This is a genomic window from Acidobacteriota bacterium (assembly GCA_016716435.1).
GTDB lineage: Bacteria > Acidobacteriota > Blastocatellia > Pyrinomonadales > Pyrinomonadaceae > OLB17.
Genome location: JADJWI010000003.1, coordinates 1 through 18,868, shown reverse-complemented (window position 1 = coordinate 18,868; position 18,868 = coordinate 1). Strand labels below are relative to the sequence as shown.

Here is an 18,868-nt window from a genome sequence, read left to right as displayed (position 1 = left end):
AAATCGGTGAAAGGTGAATAGCTGGCTTTTCGAACATCTCAGTTGTCCACGCGATCACGGCTCGCTAAGGAGCTGTGACAACGGATTGGTTTGCGAGAATGGCCATGTTTACCCGGTCATTTCCGGTGTCCCGATATTATTGATCGAAGAGGCTGAGAGCACGCACGACTACATAAAGCGTACGTTCGAGGCTATCAAGGACAATTCACTGTTAACCGATGCGGATCGCTCAACAGACAATGCTGGAACTATCGACCCGTTTGTTCAAGGCGAGGTTCCTTACACGTCCGGCAACCTCTACTTCTCGGTTCAGAACCGGCTAGAGCGTTATCCGATTCCGCATCTCCGGCTTCCGGAAGGAAACGGAGCAACCTTTCTTGACATCGGTTGCAACTGGGGCCGCTGGTGTGTGGCCGCGGGGCAATTGGGTTATCGTCCCGTCGGGATCGATCCGAGTTTGCGTGCCGTGCTCGCCGCGAAAAGGGTTTGTAAACAACTTGGGATCGAGGCCGATTTCGTCGTTGGTGACTGCCGTTTTCTTCCGTTTCGGTCCGCTGCGTTCGATACGGTTTTTTGCTACAGCGTCTATCAACATTTGAGTAAGGCGAATGCGAAGATCTCCATCGAGGAAGCGGCGAGAGTGTTGAAGCCCGGCGGTAACTCACTGATCCAGATGCCAAACGTCTACGGGCTTCGGCAATTCTACAACTTTTGGCGTCGCGGTTTCGCCGAGGGCGAAGGTTTTGATGTTCGTTACTGGAAACCGGCCGAGATCCTTTCGGTCTTCGAACGATTGATCGGGCCCACAAAGCTGACCGCCGATTGTTATTTCGGCCTCGGCCTTCAAGCAAGCGATGCCGATCTGTTCCCAACGCATTATCGCGCTTTGGTACGAACCTCTGAAGCACTTCGGAGGCTGAGCGAGAAAGTGCCGACATTGGCGAAAGGCGCCGATAGCGTTTATCTTTACTCATCTAAGAACTGAACTAATTTCATGAGCGTAATTCTAGGCATAAATTCAAATCATGCGGGGTCATCTGCATCCGTCGTCGTCGATGGCATTCCGGTTGCGGCCATCGCCGAAGAGCGCCTTAACCGCATTAAGTACTTCGCCGGATTTCCCGCACTTTCGATAACCCGTTGTCTTGAGATCGCAGGGCTGAGCCTTTCCGACGTAGAGCATGTTGCCGTTGGTCGTGACTCGTCCGCCAATCTACACAAGAAACTTGAGTTCGCCATCCGAAACCCTTCGAAGCTTTTGAACCTTGCTTCGATCCGCCGCAAGAGCAAAGCATTTGACGACCTTGCGACCATGATCGCCGACCAATGCGGAGTCGATAAGGCGAGTTTGCGGTTCAAGCAGCACAACGTCGAACACCACCTCGCGCATACAGCAAGCGCTTATTTAGCTTCCGAATGGGAACACTCGGCCGGGATAACCATCGATGGTTCCGGAGACTTCGTTTCGTGTTTGTTTTCCGAATGCAAAGGTAACGAGATCCGCCCGATCCGCAAGGTTTTCGTTCCTCATTCGCTCGGGACGTTCTACACGGCCGTCTGCCAGTTCATCGGCTACGGAAAGTATGGCGACGAAGGCAAGGTCATGGGCCTTGCTCCGCTCGGCGAAGATACCTATCGCGATTTTTTTGAAGGTGCCGTCATCCCAACCGAGAAGGGCTTTGACCTCAATCCCGATTTTTTCCTGCCCTTCGGTGCGAATCAGGGAATGGAGATCAACGACAAAGGCGAGATGATCGTTCATCGTCTTTACTCGGACCTATTCATCAAGACGTTCGGCGAGCCGCGTGAACGGCATTCGGAGATCACCAAACGCGACGAAGACATTTCCTTTGGGCTCCAACGCGTCTTTGAGGATCGGTACATGCACCTTTTGCGATTGCTACACAGGGAAGTGCCGACCCCGCGTGTGTCGATGGCCGGCGGCTGTGCCTTAAACTCGGTTGCCAACGGCAAGCTGCTGACCGAGACGCCATTTCGCGAGACGTGCATACAGCCCGCCGCTGGCGACGACGGCCTCGCACTCGGTGCCGCTTTATTTGTAAGCAACTCCGTTCTAAAGGAAGGCGTCCGGTGGAAGATGGAAAATTCCTATCTCGGCGACGAATTTTCCGACGACGAGATCAGGAACGAACTCGCAAAGTATGACCTTGAGTTCCAAGAGTTGACCCGCGACGAACTGCTTGACCGAACGTCCGAAGAGATAAAGAACGGAATGGTCGTCGGTTGGTTTCAGGGGCGTATGGAATGGGGGCCGCGAGCACTCGGGAACCGCTCGATCCTCGCCCATCCGGGCTTTCCGAATATGAAGGACATTCTCAACGCACGCATTAAGCACCGCGAAGCCTTCAGGCCTTTCGCTCCGAGCGTGCTCGCCGAAAGGCAAACGGATCTGTTCGAACACGACCATCCTTCGCCGTTCATGCTCCACGTTTATAAGATCAAACCGGAATGGCGAGAACGGCTCTCGGCGGTCAACCACGTTGACGACACCGGCAGGCTCCAAACGGTCAGCCGCATCGAGAACCCTTTGTATTACGACCTGATCACGGCATTTGACCGCAAGACGGGAATTCCCGTGATCCTTAATACGAGCTTTAATGAAAACGAGCCGATCGTCTGCAAGCCTTCCGAGGCGATCGAGTGCTATCTGCGGACGCGAATGGATGTGCTTGTCATCGGCTCATTTTTTTGTAAGAAACCGGACGCTGGAGAATCAAAATGAAGATTGAAGAAATCCGATCGCTTAAAGACTATGTTGTCGAATGGTCAGAACCCGGAAGGCACTTTCTCTCTCGCCGGAACGAGATATTTGAATGTCGTGAGATCGGCGGCGAGCTCAAAAAGATAGGCAAGATCACCGCGCCGGGTTGGAAGGAACTGGCCAGCCGTTCGCGGCTTGCTCAGCGGCTCTTTCGCTTCATGGTCGCCAATCTTCTCCCGCTGCCGAATGGCGAGATATTTATCACCTTTGACAAGTCGGTTGGCGTTTTTAGCGCCGATGGTGAGTATCGCGAACTAAAAGGACTTGAACGGCCGTGCCGAGTTCTTCGCTCCGCCGCTGCCGTGGCCGACGATGGAAATGTCTATTTCGGGGAGTATCTCGACAACGCCGAACGCGGAGAAATGCGGATCTATCGCTTCACCCCGGGAAGCGATGAGCTGGAAACGGCCTACAAGTTTGGGAAAGGCGAAATACGCCACATCCACGGAATTTATCTCGATCCTTTTGACCGCTCACTCGTTTGCCTAACAGGCGATGCCGACCCCGAATGCAGAATGCTTAGAAGCCGCGACGGCTTTACTTCTGTAGAGCAAATAGGGGGGGGCGACGAAAGTTGGCGAGCCGTCAGCGTGCTTTTTACCGAGAAAGCGATGTACTACGGAACGGATGCCGAATATCGCGAGAACGAGATCATCAGGTTCGACCGCGATTCGGGCGAGCGGAAGGTATTGGGCAAGGTCTCGGGAACGGTGTTTTACTCGCGCAAGGTCGGCGATAACCTTCTCTTCGGAACGACCGCAGAGGACGCACCGGCACAGAAAGAAAATGTCGCGGCCATCTTCAGCGTTGACCGCGACGATAACTTGACTGAGGTCGTCAAGTTTCCAAAAGACCGCTGGCATAAAGCACTGTTTCAATTCGGCACAATTGCCTTTGCCTCGCCAATTGAGCTCCCCGATTCTGCCTTTTTCTCGCTTGTCGCCACGAATAACGACAGCCGCACCTTCCGCATCGCATAGCGATATCCCTCAGTTCACCCTGACAATATTTTTCGGTCGATGACCTTTATTTCCCGGCGCCAGTTGGAGTGGAGGACGAACTGCCACATTTCGAGCTCGGGGAGAAGGGCGGCGGCGAAGCGTTCGAGCTCCCGGTGAAATGAAAGTGCGGGTGCGGCGATGTAGATGAGTGCGGGCTGGTCGGCGATCTCACGCGGGCCGAAGAGCCCGGCCGCCCGGAGCACGCCGCGGCGACGCTGGAGCTCGATCCGCCGCCAATAATCCGCCGCCTGAAAAACGCTGTCGCGGTCGGGCTGCGACTTTAGCTCGATGATCACCAACCGCCCGTCGCGGCGAAGGGCGAGCAGGTCAATGCGTTCGCCCGCCGAGCGAAACTGGTTATAGACCGGTGCGAGGATGAGATTGCCGTCAAGCCGGCGGATGTCGCGGCGGAGCGTCGATTCGATCCAGGCCTCGGGCCGCAGGCTGTAAAGCTCGTGACGCGGCGTTTCGGGTTCGGGGTCGCGATTGCGATGAAGCAGGTCGAGCGTATCGTGAAATGCCGCCCGCGTCTCTTCATTGAGCGGCCTTCGCTGCCGCCCAAGCCCGAACCAGGCGTGCTCCTTGCCGCCAAGCCTTCGCGTCCGCAAGAACGGCAACCCGCGGAAGCGGAGCGTCTCGCCGTGGCGTGAATAGATGATGTCGATCTTGTCCGGAGAGCGTTCGAGCACCTCGGCGGCCAACTCGCCGGGCACAAGCTCATCCGGAAGCGCGAGCTTGCCCGGCTTTTCACGCCAGAGCTCGGCGAGGTTCGGTATCTGCATCCGCCCGATTGTCTCGCCCTCGTCGCGGTCGGTCCATGTCAAAAGTTCGAGCGAATTGCGGTAACCGGGCCGGAGCAAAGCGGCAAGCTTCCTGACCCTCGCGATCTGCCGCTTCTCGCCGGCGATTGCGATGCGGTCAAGCGGATTCTTTTTTCGCGACCGAAGCTCATCGAGCCGCTTGATCGCCGCCGCCAGCAGTGCCTCGTGGCTCATCCGGCCGGTGACGTCGGCAAGCACGGCCTCTTCCGCCTTGCCGCGGGCAAGCGTGATGTTCGCCAGCCTCCCGTTATAAGCCGCGAGTGCGACCTTGCGGACACGAGCATCGCGTCCCTCGGCCGCCGCTCGGGCGATCTTGCCGGCTCGCTCAAGCCTCGCCAGTTCGACCTCAAGCCCAAGCTCCGCAGCACTCTGCCGCGGTATCAGCCGCAGTATCTCGCGGCCCGCCCCAAGCCCACCGGCAAGATCAAGCTCAAGCTCCACTCCATCCGCCCTTGCCGCGACCAGCCGCCGGACCCGAAAACCATCCCTCGCAAAAAAGCCGAACCGCCATCGCCCCGCCGCCTCTTCAAGCTCGACCTCATCGCTCCGCAGCGTCAAGACCGTCCCGTCCTCAAACACCCCAAGCCACTCGACCCGTTCGTTAAGCAACTCGCGAATTGAAGCGGGTTCTACCATTCGTGGTTCGCGGCGAAGTATTCCATCATCGCTTCGGCCCAGTCGGCGTAGCCTTTTTCCGAGGGGTGAACGCCATCGGCGAAAAAGCCTTCGAGCTTCATCTCCCGCGGCTGCGGGTAATAGAAAACGCGTTCCATCCGGGCGGTCAGCTCGCGGACGTTCGCATCATGCGTTTTTGAGAGTTCCCAGAGAATGCCCTTGATCGGCTGCGGTATCGAGGTGGACATCCCGATCATCGGGCAATTGGAAACAAACGTGACGGGCTTGCTCGTCCGCTCATGGAGCAGGCCGAGGAACTCGGTCATATCGCGGCGAAACTTCATCGGGCTTGAGAGCTTAAGCACGTCGTTCCCGCCAAGCCCGACGAGTACATAGTCAAACTTACGCCCGGGCACCTGCGGCAAGAGTTCGTCTATCGTCCGCCGCGTCGTAACGCCGCTTTTCCCGACCACGTGCCATTCCACCGGCCGCCCGATATTGCGGCTCAGGTGCAGTGCAAATTGTCCCGTCAATGCCCGCTCATGATCGCGTGCCCCGAGCCCCGCAACGGTCGATTCGCCGATCACCAAAAGGCTCGCTGGCTCGGCATCGCCTTCGGCTTCATTTATCACACCGAAGTTCGGCCCGCCCGCCGGCGGCAGCACGCCGATCCGCCACCGCGCATAAAGCCCTTGGGCATAAAGCGCAGGCGAAACGGGTGCCAGCAGCAACGCCGCCGTGAGATATTTCATTTGCCAACGGTTAAGGCTCATCGTGTTAAGCGGCACTCGCGGCCGATATGTTAAAATTTCGCGAGTCACATGAATTTGTCAACCGCGGCGAAAGCCTTACCTATATTTATACTTTGTTTTTCGCTCCTCAGTGCCTGCTCCGGCCCGAGCGGCGGCAACACCAATTCGCCCTCTACGGGAGCGCAAACCTCGGGCGAATTTCCCTTTGAAATAGCCGAACCGCCGACCTATCAAGCAAAGATCGTTATGACCTCGGGCGATGTCGAGCGTTCCTCATTCATCGCCCGCAGCGGCGAGCTACGCCGGACCGATCACCGCCTCGGCACGCCCTTGCAGTTGACCGTAATTTCCGGTGAACGCGAGATCATCATCTTCCCCGCACTTGGCATTTATGCTGAAAGGGAATCGGGTGCAGCGGGCCAGCAGCTCGGGATGTCTGAGATAACGAGCTGGCTGCTCTCTCAGCGGAGCTTTGCCGAATTCGAAAGCCTCGGCAAGGAGGGCGAGCTCGATAAATACTCCGTCCGCATCGACCGCGGCGAGGCCTCTGAGGTCATCGTCTTCTACGACCCCACGCTCAAAATGCCCATCCGGCAGGAGTTCTACAACGTCGCCGACGGCGAACGCACGCTGCAGATGAAGACCGAGCTCCGCGAGGTCAAGCTCGAGGCCGATGCGTCGCTTTTCACCGTCTCGCCCGACCTCAAGCAGGTCGCCGAGCCCGAGCTTTACAAGCAAATGCAGATGGCGATGACCCGCGAAGCAAACCCGCAGCAGTAGCCGCCCGCAATGGAAGAGATACGCAAATTCGCCCGCTACTTCGGCCCCTACAAATGGCCGATCGTCGCCGGCATCTTTTTCATACTCTGCTCGATGAGCTTCGGGCTGATGGTGCCCTCGCTGGTCGGGATGGCAGTCGATGACCTTGGCTCGGGCGTCACCTGGGAAAAGGCCTTTTACTATCCGCTTATCATCCTCGGTGCCAATGGCATCAGTGGCATTTTTCTTTTCTGGCAGCGGCGGCTCTTGATAAATACCTCGCGCCACATCGAGTTCGACATGAGGAGCGATTTCTACGCCGCGGTCGTCCATCAGCCGCTCGAGTTTTTTCAGAACACCCGCGTCGGCGACCTGATGGCGCGGGCGACCAACGACCTCGCGGCCGTCCGCCAGATCGTCGGGCCGATGATCCTCTACACGTTCCAGGCCGTCTTCGCACTCGCCATAACGCTCCCGATCCTTTTCAACATCTCCGTTAAGCTGACGCTACTGATGCTCATCCCGCTGCCGCTCGTTTCGCTGACGGTCAAGTTCCTTGGCCAGCAGATCCACGTCCGCTTTGAGAAGATCCAGGAGTTCTTTTCCGATATCACCGCCCGGGCGCAAGAGAACATCTCCGGCGTCCGCGTCGTCCGCGCATATGCCCGCGAGGATACGGAGATCGCTGCCTTCGAACAGCTCAATGAGGAATACGCGACGCGCAATCTTCAGCTCGTGAAGTTCTCGGCGGCGATGCGGCCGCTGCTCTTCTTTTTCATCGGGCTTGGGTTTGTGATCATCGTCGCGGTCGGCGTCCCGATGGCGGTCGAGGGCGAGATAACGGCCGGCGATTTCACCGCTTTTATCCTCTATCTGCAGCGGATGATCTGGTACCTCATCGCTCTCGGCTACGTCGTCAATCTTTACCAACGCGGCACCGCCAGCCTCAAGCGCTTCAACGCCGTGCTTGAGACGGAACCGACGATCAAGGACTCGCCCGAAGCCCGAGAGCAGCCCGCGATCCGCGGCGGCATCGAGTTTCGCAACCTGACCTTCGGCTATGACGGCCGGCCCGTCGTCTCCGACATTAGCCTCAAGATCGAGCCCGGCCAAACGGCCGCTTTCGTCGGGCGTACGGGCAGCGGCAAATCGACGCTGCTCAATTTCATTCCGCGGCTCCTCGATGCACCCGAGGGCACGCTCTTCATCGATGGCCGGCCGGCACGCAGTTTTCCCATCGAGCAGCTCCGAAGGGCGATCGGCTTTGTCCCGCAGGAGACGTTTCTTTTCTCCGATACGCTCGCCGCAAACATCGCCTTCGGCTCCGAGCAGGACGCGGAGAGCAAGATATCGGTTGAAAAAGCGGCCGAGATCGCCGGGCTTGCCGAGGACGTCCGCGGCTTTCCTGACAAATACCAACAGCTCGTCGGCGAACGCGGCATAACGCTCTCCGGCGGACAGAAACAGCGGACCGCCATCGCCCGTGCCGTCTATCGCGACCCGCGCATTTTGATACTCGACGATTCGCTCTCGGCCGTTGATACGCAGACCGAAGAGGCGATCCTCCGCAATCTCCGCGAGGTCCGCTCCGGCCGGACGACGCTCATCGCCTCGCACCGCATTTCGACCATCCGCGATGCCGACATTATCTGTGTGCTTGACCGCGGGCGTATAATTGAACGCGGCACCCACGAAGAGCTCATCGCTCTCGGAGGCGAATATGCCGACCTCTATCAGCGGCAGCTCTTGCAAGAGGAGATCGCCGCCACCGATTAAAGCTATGCAGCACGACACAACCGAAGTTGACGCCCGCTTCCGGACGATGATGATCCTCTGGCTTGTTCTCCTGATGTCTCAGGTGATGTTTTTCGGAGTCGTCTTCGTCATCCGCCCCGGCATCCTGAGCCCGCCTATCCAGCCGATGCTCGGCGAAAATCCGCTGCTAGTTCTGATGTTCGGCATCCTCGCCTTTCTGAACATCGCTGTCTCTTTTTTCTGCGCAAACGTGCACAGGAACATGCCATCGCCGAACGTAAGATGAGCTACGTAATGACCGGCCTCATCGTCGCCTGCGCCGTCTGCGAATCCATCTCGCTGATGGGCTTCGTCCTCGCCATCGCCTTCGGCTACCAATACTTTTTCTTCTGGTTCATCATCGGTATCATCGGCATCTTCATGCACTTCCCCCGCCGCCAACACCTCCTAGAAGCCGTTTACGGGAAGTAAAAGTTTTCAAAGTTGCGAAGTTGCGAAGTTTCGAGAGTTGCGAAGTTTCAGAGTTCCGAAGTATGGAGTTCCAGAGTATGAAGTTCCAGAGTATGGAGTCCCAGCTTTAGCTGGCCGCAATTGAAGTTCCAGATTTTGCTGACCACTACCTTCCTGCGGTCTGACATCCGACAACCGACAACTTACATCGGTCCCGCTTGGCAAATTCTATCTACCGGTTGCGTCTTGCCTGAAAGTCGTTATGATGTTTTTCGTTCGGCTTCTCTATTATTCGGATGCAGACAGGAGATTCAAATGAGATTAGATGTTATGCACATCATGCAGGAACGGCAAAATAGCTGCTGGCACGCTTCGGCGCGTATGCTTTTCGGCTACAAAAGAGCCGCCTGCATACATCCGCTTCCGCAGGAATATGACGATGATCAGGGTATCCAGGCCAGTGAGTTCATTGATCTGGCTCGCGACATGGGGCTTGAGACCCTTCCTCAGGTCAACCAGACGTTCAGTTGGCTCTTTATTGAAAACAACCTCGGTTCGGTCGGGCCGATCTGGGCAGCCGGGCAATGGAACGGCGTAAATCATATCATCGTGGTTAGCGGTGTTGATGAAGACGGGACCCTTTATGTTAACGATCCGGCCTTTGGTGCTCTGGTCGTCCGCGATATGTCCTGGTTCAACGCCAGGATCGACAAGAACGTAGCCATTCCGATGATGTACCTTCCGTAATTGAGCGACAGAATGAGACTTAAGCCTTGCCCGATCGTGGCAGGGCTTTTTCTTTGCCCCAATTCAGCCCTAAAATAAACTTGACAGCAACACACTCAACCTTTATATTCTTTATAGGCTCAAGGGATATTTATAGCGGTATTTATTGGGCGTGTTGAAATTATATAAGCGGAGAAAGATAAATGAGCAAGATCATCGGAATCGACTTAGGAACGACGAACTCGGTCGTGGCCGTTATGGAAGGCGGCGAACCGATCGTCATCACCAATGCGGAAGGCGGCCGGACGACCCCGTCGGTCGTGGCCTTTGCCAAGGACGGCAATCGCCTCGTTGGCCAGGTAGCAAAACGCCAGGCAGTTACAAACCCTGAGAATACGCTGTATTCCATCAAGCGCTTCATGGGCCGCAAGTTTGACGAGGTCCAGGGCGAGATAAAACAGGTTCCTTATAAAGTAGAAAGGGCCTCGAACGGCGACGTCCGTATTGATGCAGAAGGCAAGCAATACAGCCCGCCGGAGATCGCCGCCATAGTGCTCCAAAAGCTAAAGCAATCTGCCGAAGATTACCTCGGCGCAAAGGTCGAAAAGGCGGTCATCACCGTCCCGGCCTACTTTAATGACGCTCAGCGGCAGGCAACCAAAGACGCCGGCAAGATCGCGGGCCTCGAGGTTCTCCGCATCGTCAATGAACCGACGGCCGCCGCTCTAGCCTACGGGCTCGACAAGAAAAAAGACGAGACCATCGCGGTCTTCGACTTCGGCGGCGGTACATTCGATATCTCTGTTCTTGAGGTCGGCGAAGGTGTTGTCGAGGTCAAATCGACCAACGGCGACACCCACCTCGGCGGCGACGACGTCGATGAGGTGCTGATCAAGTGGATCATTGATGAATTCAAAAAAGACCAGGGAATTGACCTGACCTCGGACAAGATGGCGCTCCAGCGGCTCAAAGAATCTGCCGAAAAGGCCAAGGTCGAGCTCTCGTCCACGATGGAAACCGAGATCAACCTGCCCTTCATCACCGCCGATGCCTCCGGGCCGAAGCACCTTGTGATGAAGCTCACGCGGTCAAAGTTTGAGAACCTCGTCGAGCCCGTCCTAAAGCGGCTTATGCCGCCCGTCGAGCAAGCGATAAAGGATGCAGGCATTACCGCAAAGGAGATCGATGAGATCGTTCTCGTTGGCGGTTCGACCCGTATCCCGAAGGTCCAGGAAATGGTCAAAGAGTTTTTTGGCAAGGACCCGAATAAGTCGGTAAACCCGGATGAAGTTGTGGCTTTAGGTGCTGCCGTCCAAGCCGGGGTTCTCGGCGGTGAGAAGACGGATATTCTGCTTCTGGACGTTACTCCGCTGACTCTCGGCATCGAAACGCTCGGCGGCGTTATGACGACAATGATCCAGCGGAACACGACCATCCCGACGCGTAAGTCGGAGATATTCTCGACCGCATCGGATAACCAGACATCGGTTGAGGTCCACGTTCTGCAGGGTGAACGCCCGATGGCCGGCGACAACAAAACGCTCGGCAAGTTTCACCTTGTCGGCATTCCGCCGGCACCGCGTGGAGTTCCGCAGGTCGAGGTGACCTTTGATATCGACGCCAACGGCATCGTCAACGTCTCTGCAAAGGATGTCGGCACCGGCCGCGAGCAGAAGATAACCATCACATCCTCGAGCGGCCTTTCGAAGGACGAGATCGACAAGATGATGAAGGACGCCGAATCGCACGCCGGCGACGACGAGAAGAAGAAAGCTTCGATCGAAGCCCGCAACCGGCTCGATGGCCTTGTTTATAGCGTCGAGAAGAGCTTCTCCGAAAATAAAGATAAGCTTGACGCGGCCGCAGCGGCTGAGATCGAAACCGCCATCTCTGATTCAAAGACCGCACTCGGCGGCGATGATGCAGACGCGATGAACGGTGCTTTCGAACGCCTGCAGACAGCCTCGCACAAGATCGCAGAGGTTCTTTACAGTCAGGCAGCTTCTCAGCCGGATGAAAATGCGGAACAGGCATCTTCAGCTTCGGCCGGAGCTGAGGGCGACTCGGGCACAGCCTCATCTTCGGACGATGGCGATGTCATTGATGCAGAATACGTCGATGTTGAAGAGGAAAAGAAGGACTAATTGACTTCGGCACCAGGCGAGGGGCGGCGGCGAGTTGTTTGCAATTAGAATGTAACTCTCGCACCGCCCCTCAAAACTTGTCCGGAACCTTACGATGGCCACGAAGAAAGACTATTACAAGACCTTAGGGGTGAAGAAAGACGCCAAGGCGGATGAGATCAAGAAATCTTATCGCCGCCTGGCGCGCAAGTTTCATCCGGACGTAAATCCGAACGATAAGGTCGCCGAGGAAAAGTTCAAAGAGGTCCAGGAGGCCTACGACGTTCTCTCGGATGAGAAAAAGCGGAAGGTTTTCGACCGCTTTGGTTACTATCACGAAAATCTCGATGCCGATTCGCCCTTCGCCTCTGGCGCGACCGGCGGCGGCGGAGCGTCGCCGGGGTTTGATTTCTCAGGCTTTGATTTTTCGCAAGAATCTACCGCTGGCGGCGGCTCGAGCTTCCGGGATATCTTTTCAGATCTCTTTGGCGGAAGCGGAGCGGGCCCCCGGCCGCAGCCCGAACCTCCGCGGGCGATGCCGAAACGCGGCCGCGATATTGAGATACCTCTCGCGCTCAGCTTTGAAGAATCATTTTCCGGCCTGACCACAAATATCACCGTCAATCGCAGCGAGCAATGCTCCCGATGCCAAGGTGCGGGCGACACGGGCGGCCCGCTCGTCCAATGCTCGACCTGTAAAGGCACCGGGCAGGTAATGAAAAGCGGCGGAAGGCTTCAATTTGCCCAAGATTGTCCGGATTGCTCCGGAACAGGAAGGCGCCGAACGCCATGCTCGCTTTGCAACGGCAAAGGAACGACCCCGAAGACCGAGCAGGTAAAGATCCGCATCCCGGCCGGAGTTGATACCGGCTCGCGGGTCCGCATTCCTAAAAAAGGCCACGGCGGAAGGCTCGGGGCCGAACCCGGCGATCTATTTATCGTTACCAACGTTGGGAAAAATCCTTTCCTTACCCGAAAGGGAGATAACGTTTACGTCACCGTCCCGATCACGATCAGCGAAGCAGCTCTTGGTGCCAAGATCGAGGTCCCAACGGTCGAGGGAAAGGCCCAGCTAAAAATACCGCCGGGAACCGAATCAGGACAAAAGTTCCGGCTCCGCGAAAGAGGTTTCCCGTCGCTCAGGAACCCAAGTTTGCGGGGAGATCAGTTCGTAGAGGTAAAAATATCCATGCCGCGGATCATCTCAGAAGAAACAAAAGACCTGCTCCGGCAATTTGAAAAGCTAAACCCGGAAAACCCGAGAAAGGTTATGGGGTTGGAGTGATCAGGGAGTTGCAGAGTTGCGGAGTTTCAGAGTTTCAGAGATAGGAAGTTTCAGAGTCGCAGAGTTGGAGAGTTTCAGAGTTACGGAGTTGCAGAGTTGCAGAGGTAGGAAGTTTCAGAGTTGCGGAGTTTAGGAGTTATGGCGAGCTTTGCGCGGCTTGAGGACATTAAGGCCTGGCAAAAAGCTTTGGAATTGACAATGGGTGTTTATCGGATGACATCCGACGGTTCCTTTTCCAAAGATTTTGGGCTGCGTGATCAGATCCGCCGGGCTGCGGTTTCAACAATGGCGAATATCGCTGAAGGACACGGACGCAGAACAAATTCGGAGTTCGCTAATTTTCTGAATTTAGCACGGGGTTCTGCGGCCGAAGTGCAATCGCATCTATATGTAGCGAAAGGGCTTGGGTATTGCGGCGAGGAAGATTTCCGGGAAATGTATGGCCTTGCAGATGAGGTGTCAAAAATGACCTTATCCCTCGCAAAGTTTCTCCGCGAAAGCGAAAAGAAGGTTGCGTAAACTGATTTCCACTTTTAGCTCGCAAACGGAAAGATAACAGAAAGTGAGAAGCAATTCGAAAACTCCGAAACTCTGTAACTCCGCAACTCTGAAACTCTAAGAAAGATGAAGAAGCGTGTCAAAACATACACAATAAGTGCCGTGGCGGAGATGTATGAGATACATCCGCAGACGCTTCGGATGTATGAGCGCGAGGGGCTGCTGAAGCCCTCGCGGTCGGAGGGCAACACGCGCCTTTTTGAAGATAGCGACCTGGAACGCCTTGAGGTGATCCTATCTCTCACCCGCGACCTCGGCGTAAACCTCGCGGGCGTTGAGATCATCCTCAACATGCGGGAAAAGATGGACGCCATGCAGCGGGAGTTCGAACGCTTCTTTGACTACCTCCGGCTTCATGCCGATGAGTTCGTCCGCCGCGGAAGTGAAAGCCCGACCGACGCCCTCATTCCCATCTCGCGCGTCCGCCGCTTCGACCCCTCAGAAGAAGAATAACACCGCCCAATAGAGCCGCCTCAGATCTCAGCCAAAAACTTAAGGCCACAGACACACCTTTACCGCTCGTGGGAAATGCCTTTCGGCAAATGGGAGGCGGGTTATTGGGGGTGGAATGTGGCCTTTTGTGCTTGGGAAGGGGTTTTTGGAAGGTGAGGTCGGGGTTTACGAGACGGTTACGGGATAGTTTGGCGACCAATTGCCAAACTCGGCGTTCTTACGGATAAATACCGCCCTGATCTCGCCGGATTCCGGTTGCCCGGGAGCCGCCGGAGAGATCTGGACCGAGCCCGGAAGGTTCGTCAGAAAGGCAACAGGCGTGAAATCGCCGCCCGCGCGTCGGTATTCGACCCGCATGCCGGTCATTCCCTGCATACTGCCCTTAAGATTTACCGTATAGCCCGATGCGACCGAAGGCTTGAGCTCCGGAGCGACCAATTCGGGAATAACGTCAGCCTTTTCGGCGCCGACGATCCCCAGATCTTCGCCGATCGCTTCGGTATAACCGGGCGCGGCGACTATCAGGTCACGGAGTTCGAAGAACTGGGTTACAACTCCTCGAGGAACGGTCGGGTTTCCGGCCACCGCGAACACCGGCGGTGCTCCGGCTGGATCGCCCGTAGGTTCACCGTAAAAGACCAGATCGCGCCAGACGGTAACGGACTGCATCGTCCCCTTGGCCGATTCGTGAAACGTATAGGCCGTAATGAAAGCGTCGCAGAGGTCCTGGGCGGCAGCGACCTGTGCGGGCGTAAGTGCAAGGGCCGCTGCATGACCGTCTATCTTGTTCTGAAAGGTAATGACAGTTTGGTACTGTTCAGGTAGCGATGTTGGCCACCAATTTTTCGGGGCATATTTCTACTAACTCCTATCTTTTTTGATTTAGGAGCTGCAGGAGATCACATCACCTGAAACGGATGGCAGAAGTAAAACTTCGGTCGCCGTTGGCAGGAGATAGGGAGCCTCCGGCAGACCCAATTCGATTTTTTACACAAGTCGCAAAAAACTGTCAAGAACTTTTTTTTGCCCATGCCGCGTCGCCCGCTCGCCGGGCCGCGAACCGCAAAGCCATTTCCGCCGCCGATCTCGCCCGTCCGGCTAAACCGCCTGAACACAATTAGTTGAGGCCACCCGAAACCACCCGCACAACTAATTGTGTTTCCCGCCCGCCGCAAAACCTGCCAAAAATGACACAAGATCCCCACCAAAAAACACCAAAATAACCCCCGAAAAAAAATTTAAAAGGGCCCCAAAATTTCCCCCGCTTCCGCGTCCCAAAATTACAATTTCCATCCCGCTCGCCGACAAAAAGCAACCCGATCCCCGACCCAAAAGAACCTCTGATCCTCTCCGTGAACTCTGTGGCAAAAACCGTCAAAGTAAAAATTCTCCGCGCCATCCGCAGCAAAGATTCCCGCGCTTGCAGAGATCATTTCCCGGCACACATAATTCATTTCTGAGGGCAAATAATTCATTTCTGCAACCTCAGAATTCATTTGCGCAACCTCAGAATTCATTCGCGCAACCTCAGAATTCATTCGCGCAACCTCAGAATTCATTCGCGCAACCTCAGGATTCATTTGCGCAACCTCAGGAATTTGCGCAACCTCATTCATTCGCAACCTCAGGATTCATTTGCGCAACCTCAGAATTCATTCGCGCAAGCCCATTTCTCCCCAAAACCGGCAAAATCCGATCAAAATGAACGAATTTGCCGTGTTTAAGACGACCGGGTTACGCCGTGGTCCTGCATATAAATCGAGAGCTCTTCGGCGAAGTCATCGGCGGCATCCTCTTCAATAATTTCCTTTTTTAATGGAATTTTGTTGAGAAGATTTTTTGCCTTATTGTATGCGGCTTTATTCGATTCCAACTGAGGTTCACCGAGCAGAATGTAATATGTGCCAATTTCAGAGTTGCCCTCAAGGGCCGATGCTTCACCTAAGACCTTTGTTGCACGATCCTGAATTGTCTGAGCACTTGCGTAATCCATTGTAACGGGCTTCAGGATATGCCAATTCTCGTTCTTAAAGGCGTGATCGAATTTGTACTCATAGGACTCCGAAGCAAAGGTCTTTGATTCAAGATAAATATCAATACGTTTCTCGAAGAGGGATCGCTTGTAGTGATGCCAAACCTGTTCATCGTCTCTACCTCCTTTGCTTTTTCGCGGGTACTGCGAAGCGACGCCCTGTTCAAAATATGGTCAAGCTCTAATTCCGGACTCTTGTCAGACCTGCTAGTATTGGCCCAAATTGAATACTGAGACCGCGGTCAGGGGAAATAATATTGATAACGTCCTCGACCGTTGCGATCTTATCGCTCACCTGAAATAGCTCGGAAACATCAGTTCTCGGTTGCAGTCTTTGGACCGCACTCTCGATTCCGTCTGTTATTCCGCGATAACGTTCGCCGTCAAAGCCCGCGAATGTCTTTGAAAGTCTTTCGTAGTGTCGATTCATGCGTATGCCGATGAACGATGCCGCCGGGGATGACAAGAGGACTCCGATGTTAAGCATTTCGCCGACCTTTGGGTCATGCATGTATTTTATTAGGCAATATGTGTACGGGATCTTATTCATAACAGGCTCCTTGCAAATTCGATTTCGAGCTTGGCGGTGTTTTCTCGTATCGATCTGAAATGCTCCCGGATGCGCTCATCCCAGCGGCCATTTCCGAACGGGATAGCATCCAGCATTTCGTTGACCCGCTCGGGCGAGAGATCGGCGAAGCTCTTGATAAAAGGCTTAAAGTCAACTCTCTTCCCCTTCAACGCCCGATAGAACAGGTGCGGACTTTTACTTTGATGCTTTGAAACTTCCCAAGGTTCGGCAACATCACCGATGACCGGGAGCAGGAAGCTAAAAGCGACATTAAAATCGAAAGCAATTATTCGACCGCTTTTATCAAACAGTTCGGATTCCTTTCCTGCCGATCTACGTTTTGTATCAACCGATCATAGCAAAATATTTTCAGTGCGGCATCGGTTTGTTCGGCGTTAAGATGTTGGTCAGATGACGCAGCGATCAATCCTGATCCGAGATGCTCGCTTCCAAAACCAATGCCAGGTTGCAGGGTTAAACCGTGAGGCCGAAGTACCGGGTTGACGGCGGCCACAAACTCGTTGCTTAGCCGGACAAGAGCCGGTTTTGGCGTTTCGATCTCCAACTCCGCAGCGACTAAATATCCCAAAGTCTCGGCAAAAAGACCGTACTCTTCGACCTCGGGTAATCCCAACGCCTTAACGACGAAGCTGCCAACCAAGACACCGCTATCATCGGCAAGCTCACACTCAACCAAGATCGGCCGCGTTCGACCACTCGGAAGCACATCGATGAATCTGGTAGCTTCGTAGGTTTCCAACATCCACTTCAAATTTGCTATTAGTACCTTGGTATCCAAACACTCAGTCCGTCAGGCACGCCAGCCCTAGTTCTTTGGCGGTGCGCTTTATTTGGGCTATGAATGTGTCGTTGGGCCTTAGGCGCTTTATTGCCGGATGCCCGAAGATGACGCTCTTAATTCGTAAAGTCCTCACGTCGAACTTAGACAAGACCAAATCGACATTAATCTAACTTAACCAGTCGGGCACTCTCGGAATCGTATCGGAAGGTCCCAATAGTGCCTTCCGTGATTTTCTCGACAGCCTGCTCGATCACAGAAAGCGGAAGTAGAAACCATTCCGTAGACGCGACATCCACACCGAAGCGATCTTTTATCTTTAGATCCAATCGAGCACTGCCGAAAAACTTGTGAATCATTGATTCGAGCCGCTTAGGATTTATGTTTTTTAGCTTGAAGGTTGCGACAATATCCACGTCGGCAAGAAGATACGTAGCGTCATGCTTCGCGTTCGCGATACGACTTTTCACTGTTCCCCGGTCACACCGATCTTGTGGACGACATTTCGATGCTCGACTATGAATGGATGTTCGGACTTACTTCTAAGCACGTAAATGTAGCCGGTTGCCACATCTCCGTCCTCTTCAATGGCTGAAAAAAGAGGTTCGTCTCTGGGTTCAACTATCCGACGACTTGCTTTGTCCTTATTCAGGGCACGTTGCAACGAACGCAGAAGCAGATCGCTCTCTGTTCCATTAGCGTAGACAACTCTTAACCGTCTGTCCGGACGATTATATGTACTAATAAACGGCTCGCCCATCTCCGCAACTAATGCGGTTTGGCCATCAAGGATGAAAAAATCACCCAAACTAACGTCGGCATCATTTTCATACTTAGAAGTTTCACGTTTACCGCCCTCTAAGTCCGCCTGAACTGCGTCGAAGATCGGCTTAAATTTCTCGAAATCTTCGCAAGGATTCCGCTTTGCAATCTCCTCTGCCGCCTTTATCTCCTCGCGGGACCGAACATGGACAAGGCGGCTTAGATCGTTTTCGGGACCGCCAGAGTAACCAAGCTCCGAAAGTATTTCGTCGTCGGAAGGCTCGCGTTTACTCACATCCGCTTGATCGCCCAGCAAACCTCGCGCATCGCGATCTTTCAACACCTTTCGACACTCCTTCGACTCGCGAATGCGATCCAGTCTCACAGCATATAGGCGTTCGAAGATATCCAGATCATCCCCGTGCCTAGGCAGTCGCCCATGTTCCTCGACAAAGCGCTCGATTTCTTCGAATCCCGCGATAATGCGTTGGTGAGGCGGCTGAATTCACGGCCGTTTTTGCGACCGAGCAAATCGCTTAGTTCAAAGGCCACCTCATCGAGATCGACATCAGTCATAACGGCCCTCGCTCTATAGCGCATGAACGCAGTAGCCCCTCGGCCATG

Annotated in this window: 19 protein-coding genes and 1 pseudogene; 12 read left to right on the top strand and 8 right to left on the bottom strand. The window is 54.9% G+C overall.

Features of this window, described 5'->3' with window-relative positions; all coding sequences use genetic code 11:
- Positions 1 to 85 precede the first annotated feature (85 nt).
- The 3 genes from IPM21_03225 to IPM21_03215 are packed head-to-tail and all read left to right on the top strand — an operon-like array spanning position 86 to position 3,762.
- The gene (locus IPM21_03225) at positions 86 to 985 is read left to right on the top strand and encodes a class I SAM-dependent methyltransferase (GenBank protein MBK9162911.1); all 900 of its coding nucleotides are present in this window, start codon (positions 86 to 88) and stop codon (positions 983 to 985) included.
- 9 nt (positions 986 to 994) lie between these two features.
- Positions 995 to 2,743, top strand: coding sequence for a carbamoyltransferase (locus IPM21_03220; GenBank protein MBK9162910.1), 1,749 nt, complete (start codon positions 995 to 997; stop codon positions 2,741 to 2,743).
- The gene (locus IPM21_03215; protein MBK9162909.1) at positions 2,740 to 3,762 is read left to right on the top strand and encodes a hypothetical protein; all 1,023 of its coding nucleotides are present in this window, start codon (positions 2,740 to 2,742) and stop codon (positions 3,760 to 3,762) included. Before IPM21_03220 ends, IPM21_03215 begins: the two co-directional genes overlap by 4 nt.
- A 14-nt stretch (positions 3,763 to 3,776) precedes the next feature.
- Here IPM21_03215 and IPM21_03210 read toward each other — a convergent pair whose 3' ends face one another.
- Together IPM21_03210 and IPM21_03205 are read right to left on the bottom strand one after the other, a co-directional pair.
- The gene (locus tag IPM21_03210; GenBank protein ID MBK9162908.1) at positions 3,777 to 5,240 is read right to left on the bottom strand and encodes a hypothetical protein; all 1,464 of its coding nucleotides are present in this window, start codon (positions 5,238 to 5,240) and stop codon (positions 3,777 to 3,779) included.
- Positions 5,234 to 5,971 (bottom strand): SGNH/GDSL hydrolase family protein, encoded by a 738-nt coding sequence (locus IPM21_03205; protein MBK9162907.1) that lies wholly within the window; start codon positions 5,969 to 5,971, stop codon positions 5,234 to 5,236. The genes IPM21_03210 and IPM21_03205 overlap by 7 nt, the downstream gene beginning before the upstream one ends.
- Before the next feature lie 69 nt (positions 5,972 to 6,040).
- Between IPM21_03205 and IPM21_03200 the strand changes: the two genes are divergently transcribed.
- From IPM21_03200 to IPM21_03160, 9 genes are all read left to right on the top strand, one after another.
- Positions 6,041 to 6,751: a hypothetical protein gene (locus IPM21_03200; protein ID MBK9162906.1), complete on the top strand. Its 711-nt coding sequence runs from the start codon at positions 6,041 to 6,043 to the stop codon at positions 6,749 to 6,751.
- A gap of 9 nt (positions 6,752 to 6,760) precedes the next feature.
- A complete protein-coding gene (locus IPM21_03195) occupies positions 6,761 to 8,506 on the top strand; it encodes an ABC transporter ATP-binding protein (GenBank protein MBK9162905.1) in 1,746 nt (581 codons plus the stop codon).
- A gap of 4 nt (positions 8,507 to 8,510) precedes the next feature.
- On the top strand, positions 8,511 to 8,771 hold the full coding sequence (locus IPM21_03190; protein MBK9162904.1) for a hypothetical protein: 261 nt from the start codon (positions 8,511 to 8,513) through the stop codon (positions 8,769 to 8,771).
- Positions 8,768 to 8,956, top strand: a complete 189-nt coding sequence (locus IPM21_03185; protein ID MBK9162903.1) for a hypothetical protein — start codon at positions 8,768 to 8,770, stop codon at positions 8,954 to 8,956. Before IPM21_03190 ends, IPM21_03185 begins: the two co-directional genes overlap by 4 nt.
- Positions 8,957 to 9,250: 294 nt before the next feature.
- Positions 9,251 to 9,682, top strand: a complete 432-nt coding sequence (locus IPM21_03180) for a hypothetical protein (GenBank protein MBK9162902.1) — start codon at positions 9,251 to 9,253, stop codon at positions 9,680 to 9,682.
- Between the two features lie 182 nt (positions 9,683 to 9,864).
- The gene (gene dnaK, locus IPM21_03175) at positions 9,865 to 11,805 is read left to right on the top strand and encodes a molecular chaperone DnaK (protein MBK9162901.1); all 1,941 of its coding nucleotides are present in this window, start codon (positions 9,865 to 9,867) and stop codon (positions 11,803 to 11,805) included.
- Between the two features lie 94 nt (positions 11,806 to 11,899).
- Complete coding sequence (dnaJ, locus tag IPM21_03170; GenBank protein ID MBK9162900.1) at positions 11,900 to 13,069, top strand: molecular chaperone DnaJ; 1,170 nt, start codon at positions 11,900 to 11,902, stop codon at positions 13,067 to 13,069.
- Positions 13,070 to 13,207: 138 nt separating this feature from the next.
- The gene (locus IPM21_03165) at positions 13,208 to 13,588 is read left to right on the top strand and encodes a four helix bundle protein (protein MBK9162899.1); all 381 of its coding nucleotides are present in this window, start codon (positions 13,208 to 13,210) and stop codon (positions 13,586 to 13,588) included.
- A 105-nt stretch (positions 13,589 to 13,693) separates the two neighbouring features.
- Positions 13,694 to 14,080 (top strand): helix-turn-helix transcriptional regulator, encoded by a 387-nt coding sequence (locus IPM21_03160; GenBank protein ID MBK9162898.1) that lies wholly within the window; start codon positions 13,694 to 13,696, stop codon positions 14,078 to 14,080.
- Between the two features lie 165 nt (positions 14,081 to 14,245).
- Here the strand turns inward: IPM21_03160 and IPM21_03155 are convergent, their stop codons facing one another.
- The 6 genes and pseudogenes from IPM21_03155 to IPM21_03130 all read right to left on the bottom strand — a co-directional run bounded on the left by IPM21_03155 (position 14,246) and on the right by IPM21_03130 (position 18,820).
- Complete coding sequence (locus IPM21_03155; GenBank protein ID MBK9162897.1) at positions 14,246 to 14,749, bottom strand: hypothetical protein; 504 nt, start codon at positions 14,747 to 14,749, stop codon at positions 14,246 to 14,248.
- Positions 14,750 to 15,360: 611 nt separating this feature from the next.
- Positions 15,361 to 15,696, bottom strand: a complete 336-nt coding sequence (locus IPM21_03150; GenBank protein MBK9162896.1) for a hypothetical protein — start codon at positions 15,694 to 15,696, stop codon at positions 15,361 to 15,363.
- Positions 15,697 to 15,800: 104 nt separating this feature from the next.
- On the bottom strand, positions 15,801 to 16,073 hold the full coding sequence (locus IPM21_03145) for a hypothetical protein (GenBank protein ID MBK9162895.1): 273 nt from the start codon (positions 16,071 to 16,073) through the stop codon (positions 15,801 to 15,803).
- A gap of 220 nt (positions 16,074 to 16,293) precedes the next feature.
- Positions 16,294 to 16,662, bottom strand: a complete 369-nt coding sequence (locus tag IPM21_03140; GenBank protein ID MBK9162894.1) for a DUF3037 domain-containing protein — start codon at positions 16,660 to 16,662, stop codon at positions 16,294 to 16,296.
- Between the two features lie 307 nt (positions 16,663 to 16,969).
- Complete coding sequence (locus IPM21_03135; GenBank protein ID MBK9162893.1) at positions 16,970 to 17,380, bottom strand: hypothetical protein; 411 nt, start codon at positions 17,378 to 17,380, stop codon at positions 16,970 to 16,972.
- Positions 17,381 to 17,646: 266 nt separating this feature from the next.
- A pseudogene (locus tag IPM21_03130) lies at positions 17,647 to 18,820 on the bottom strand (GIY-YIG nuclease family protein).
- Between the last annotated feature and the right edge of the window lie 48 nt (positions 18,821 to 18,868).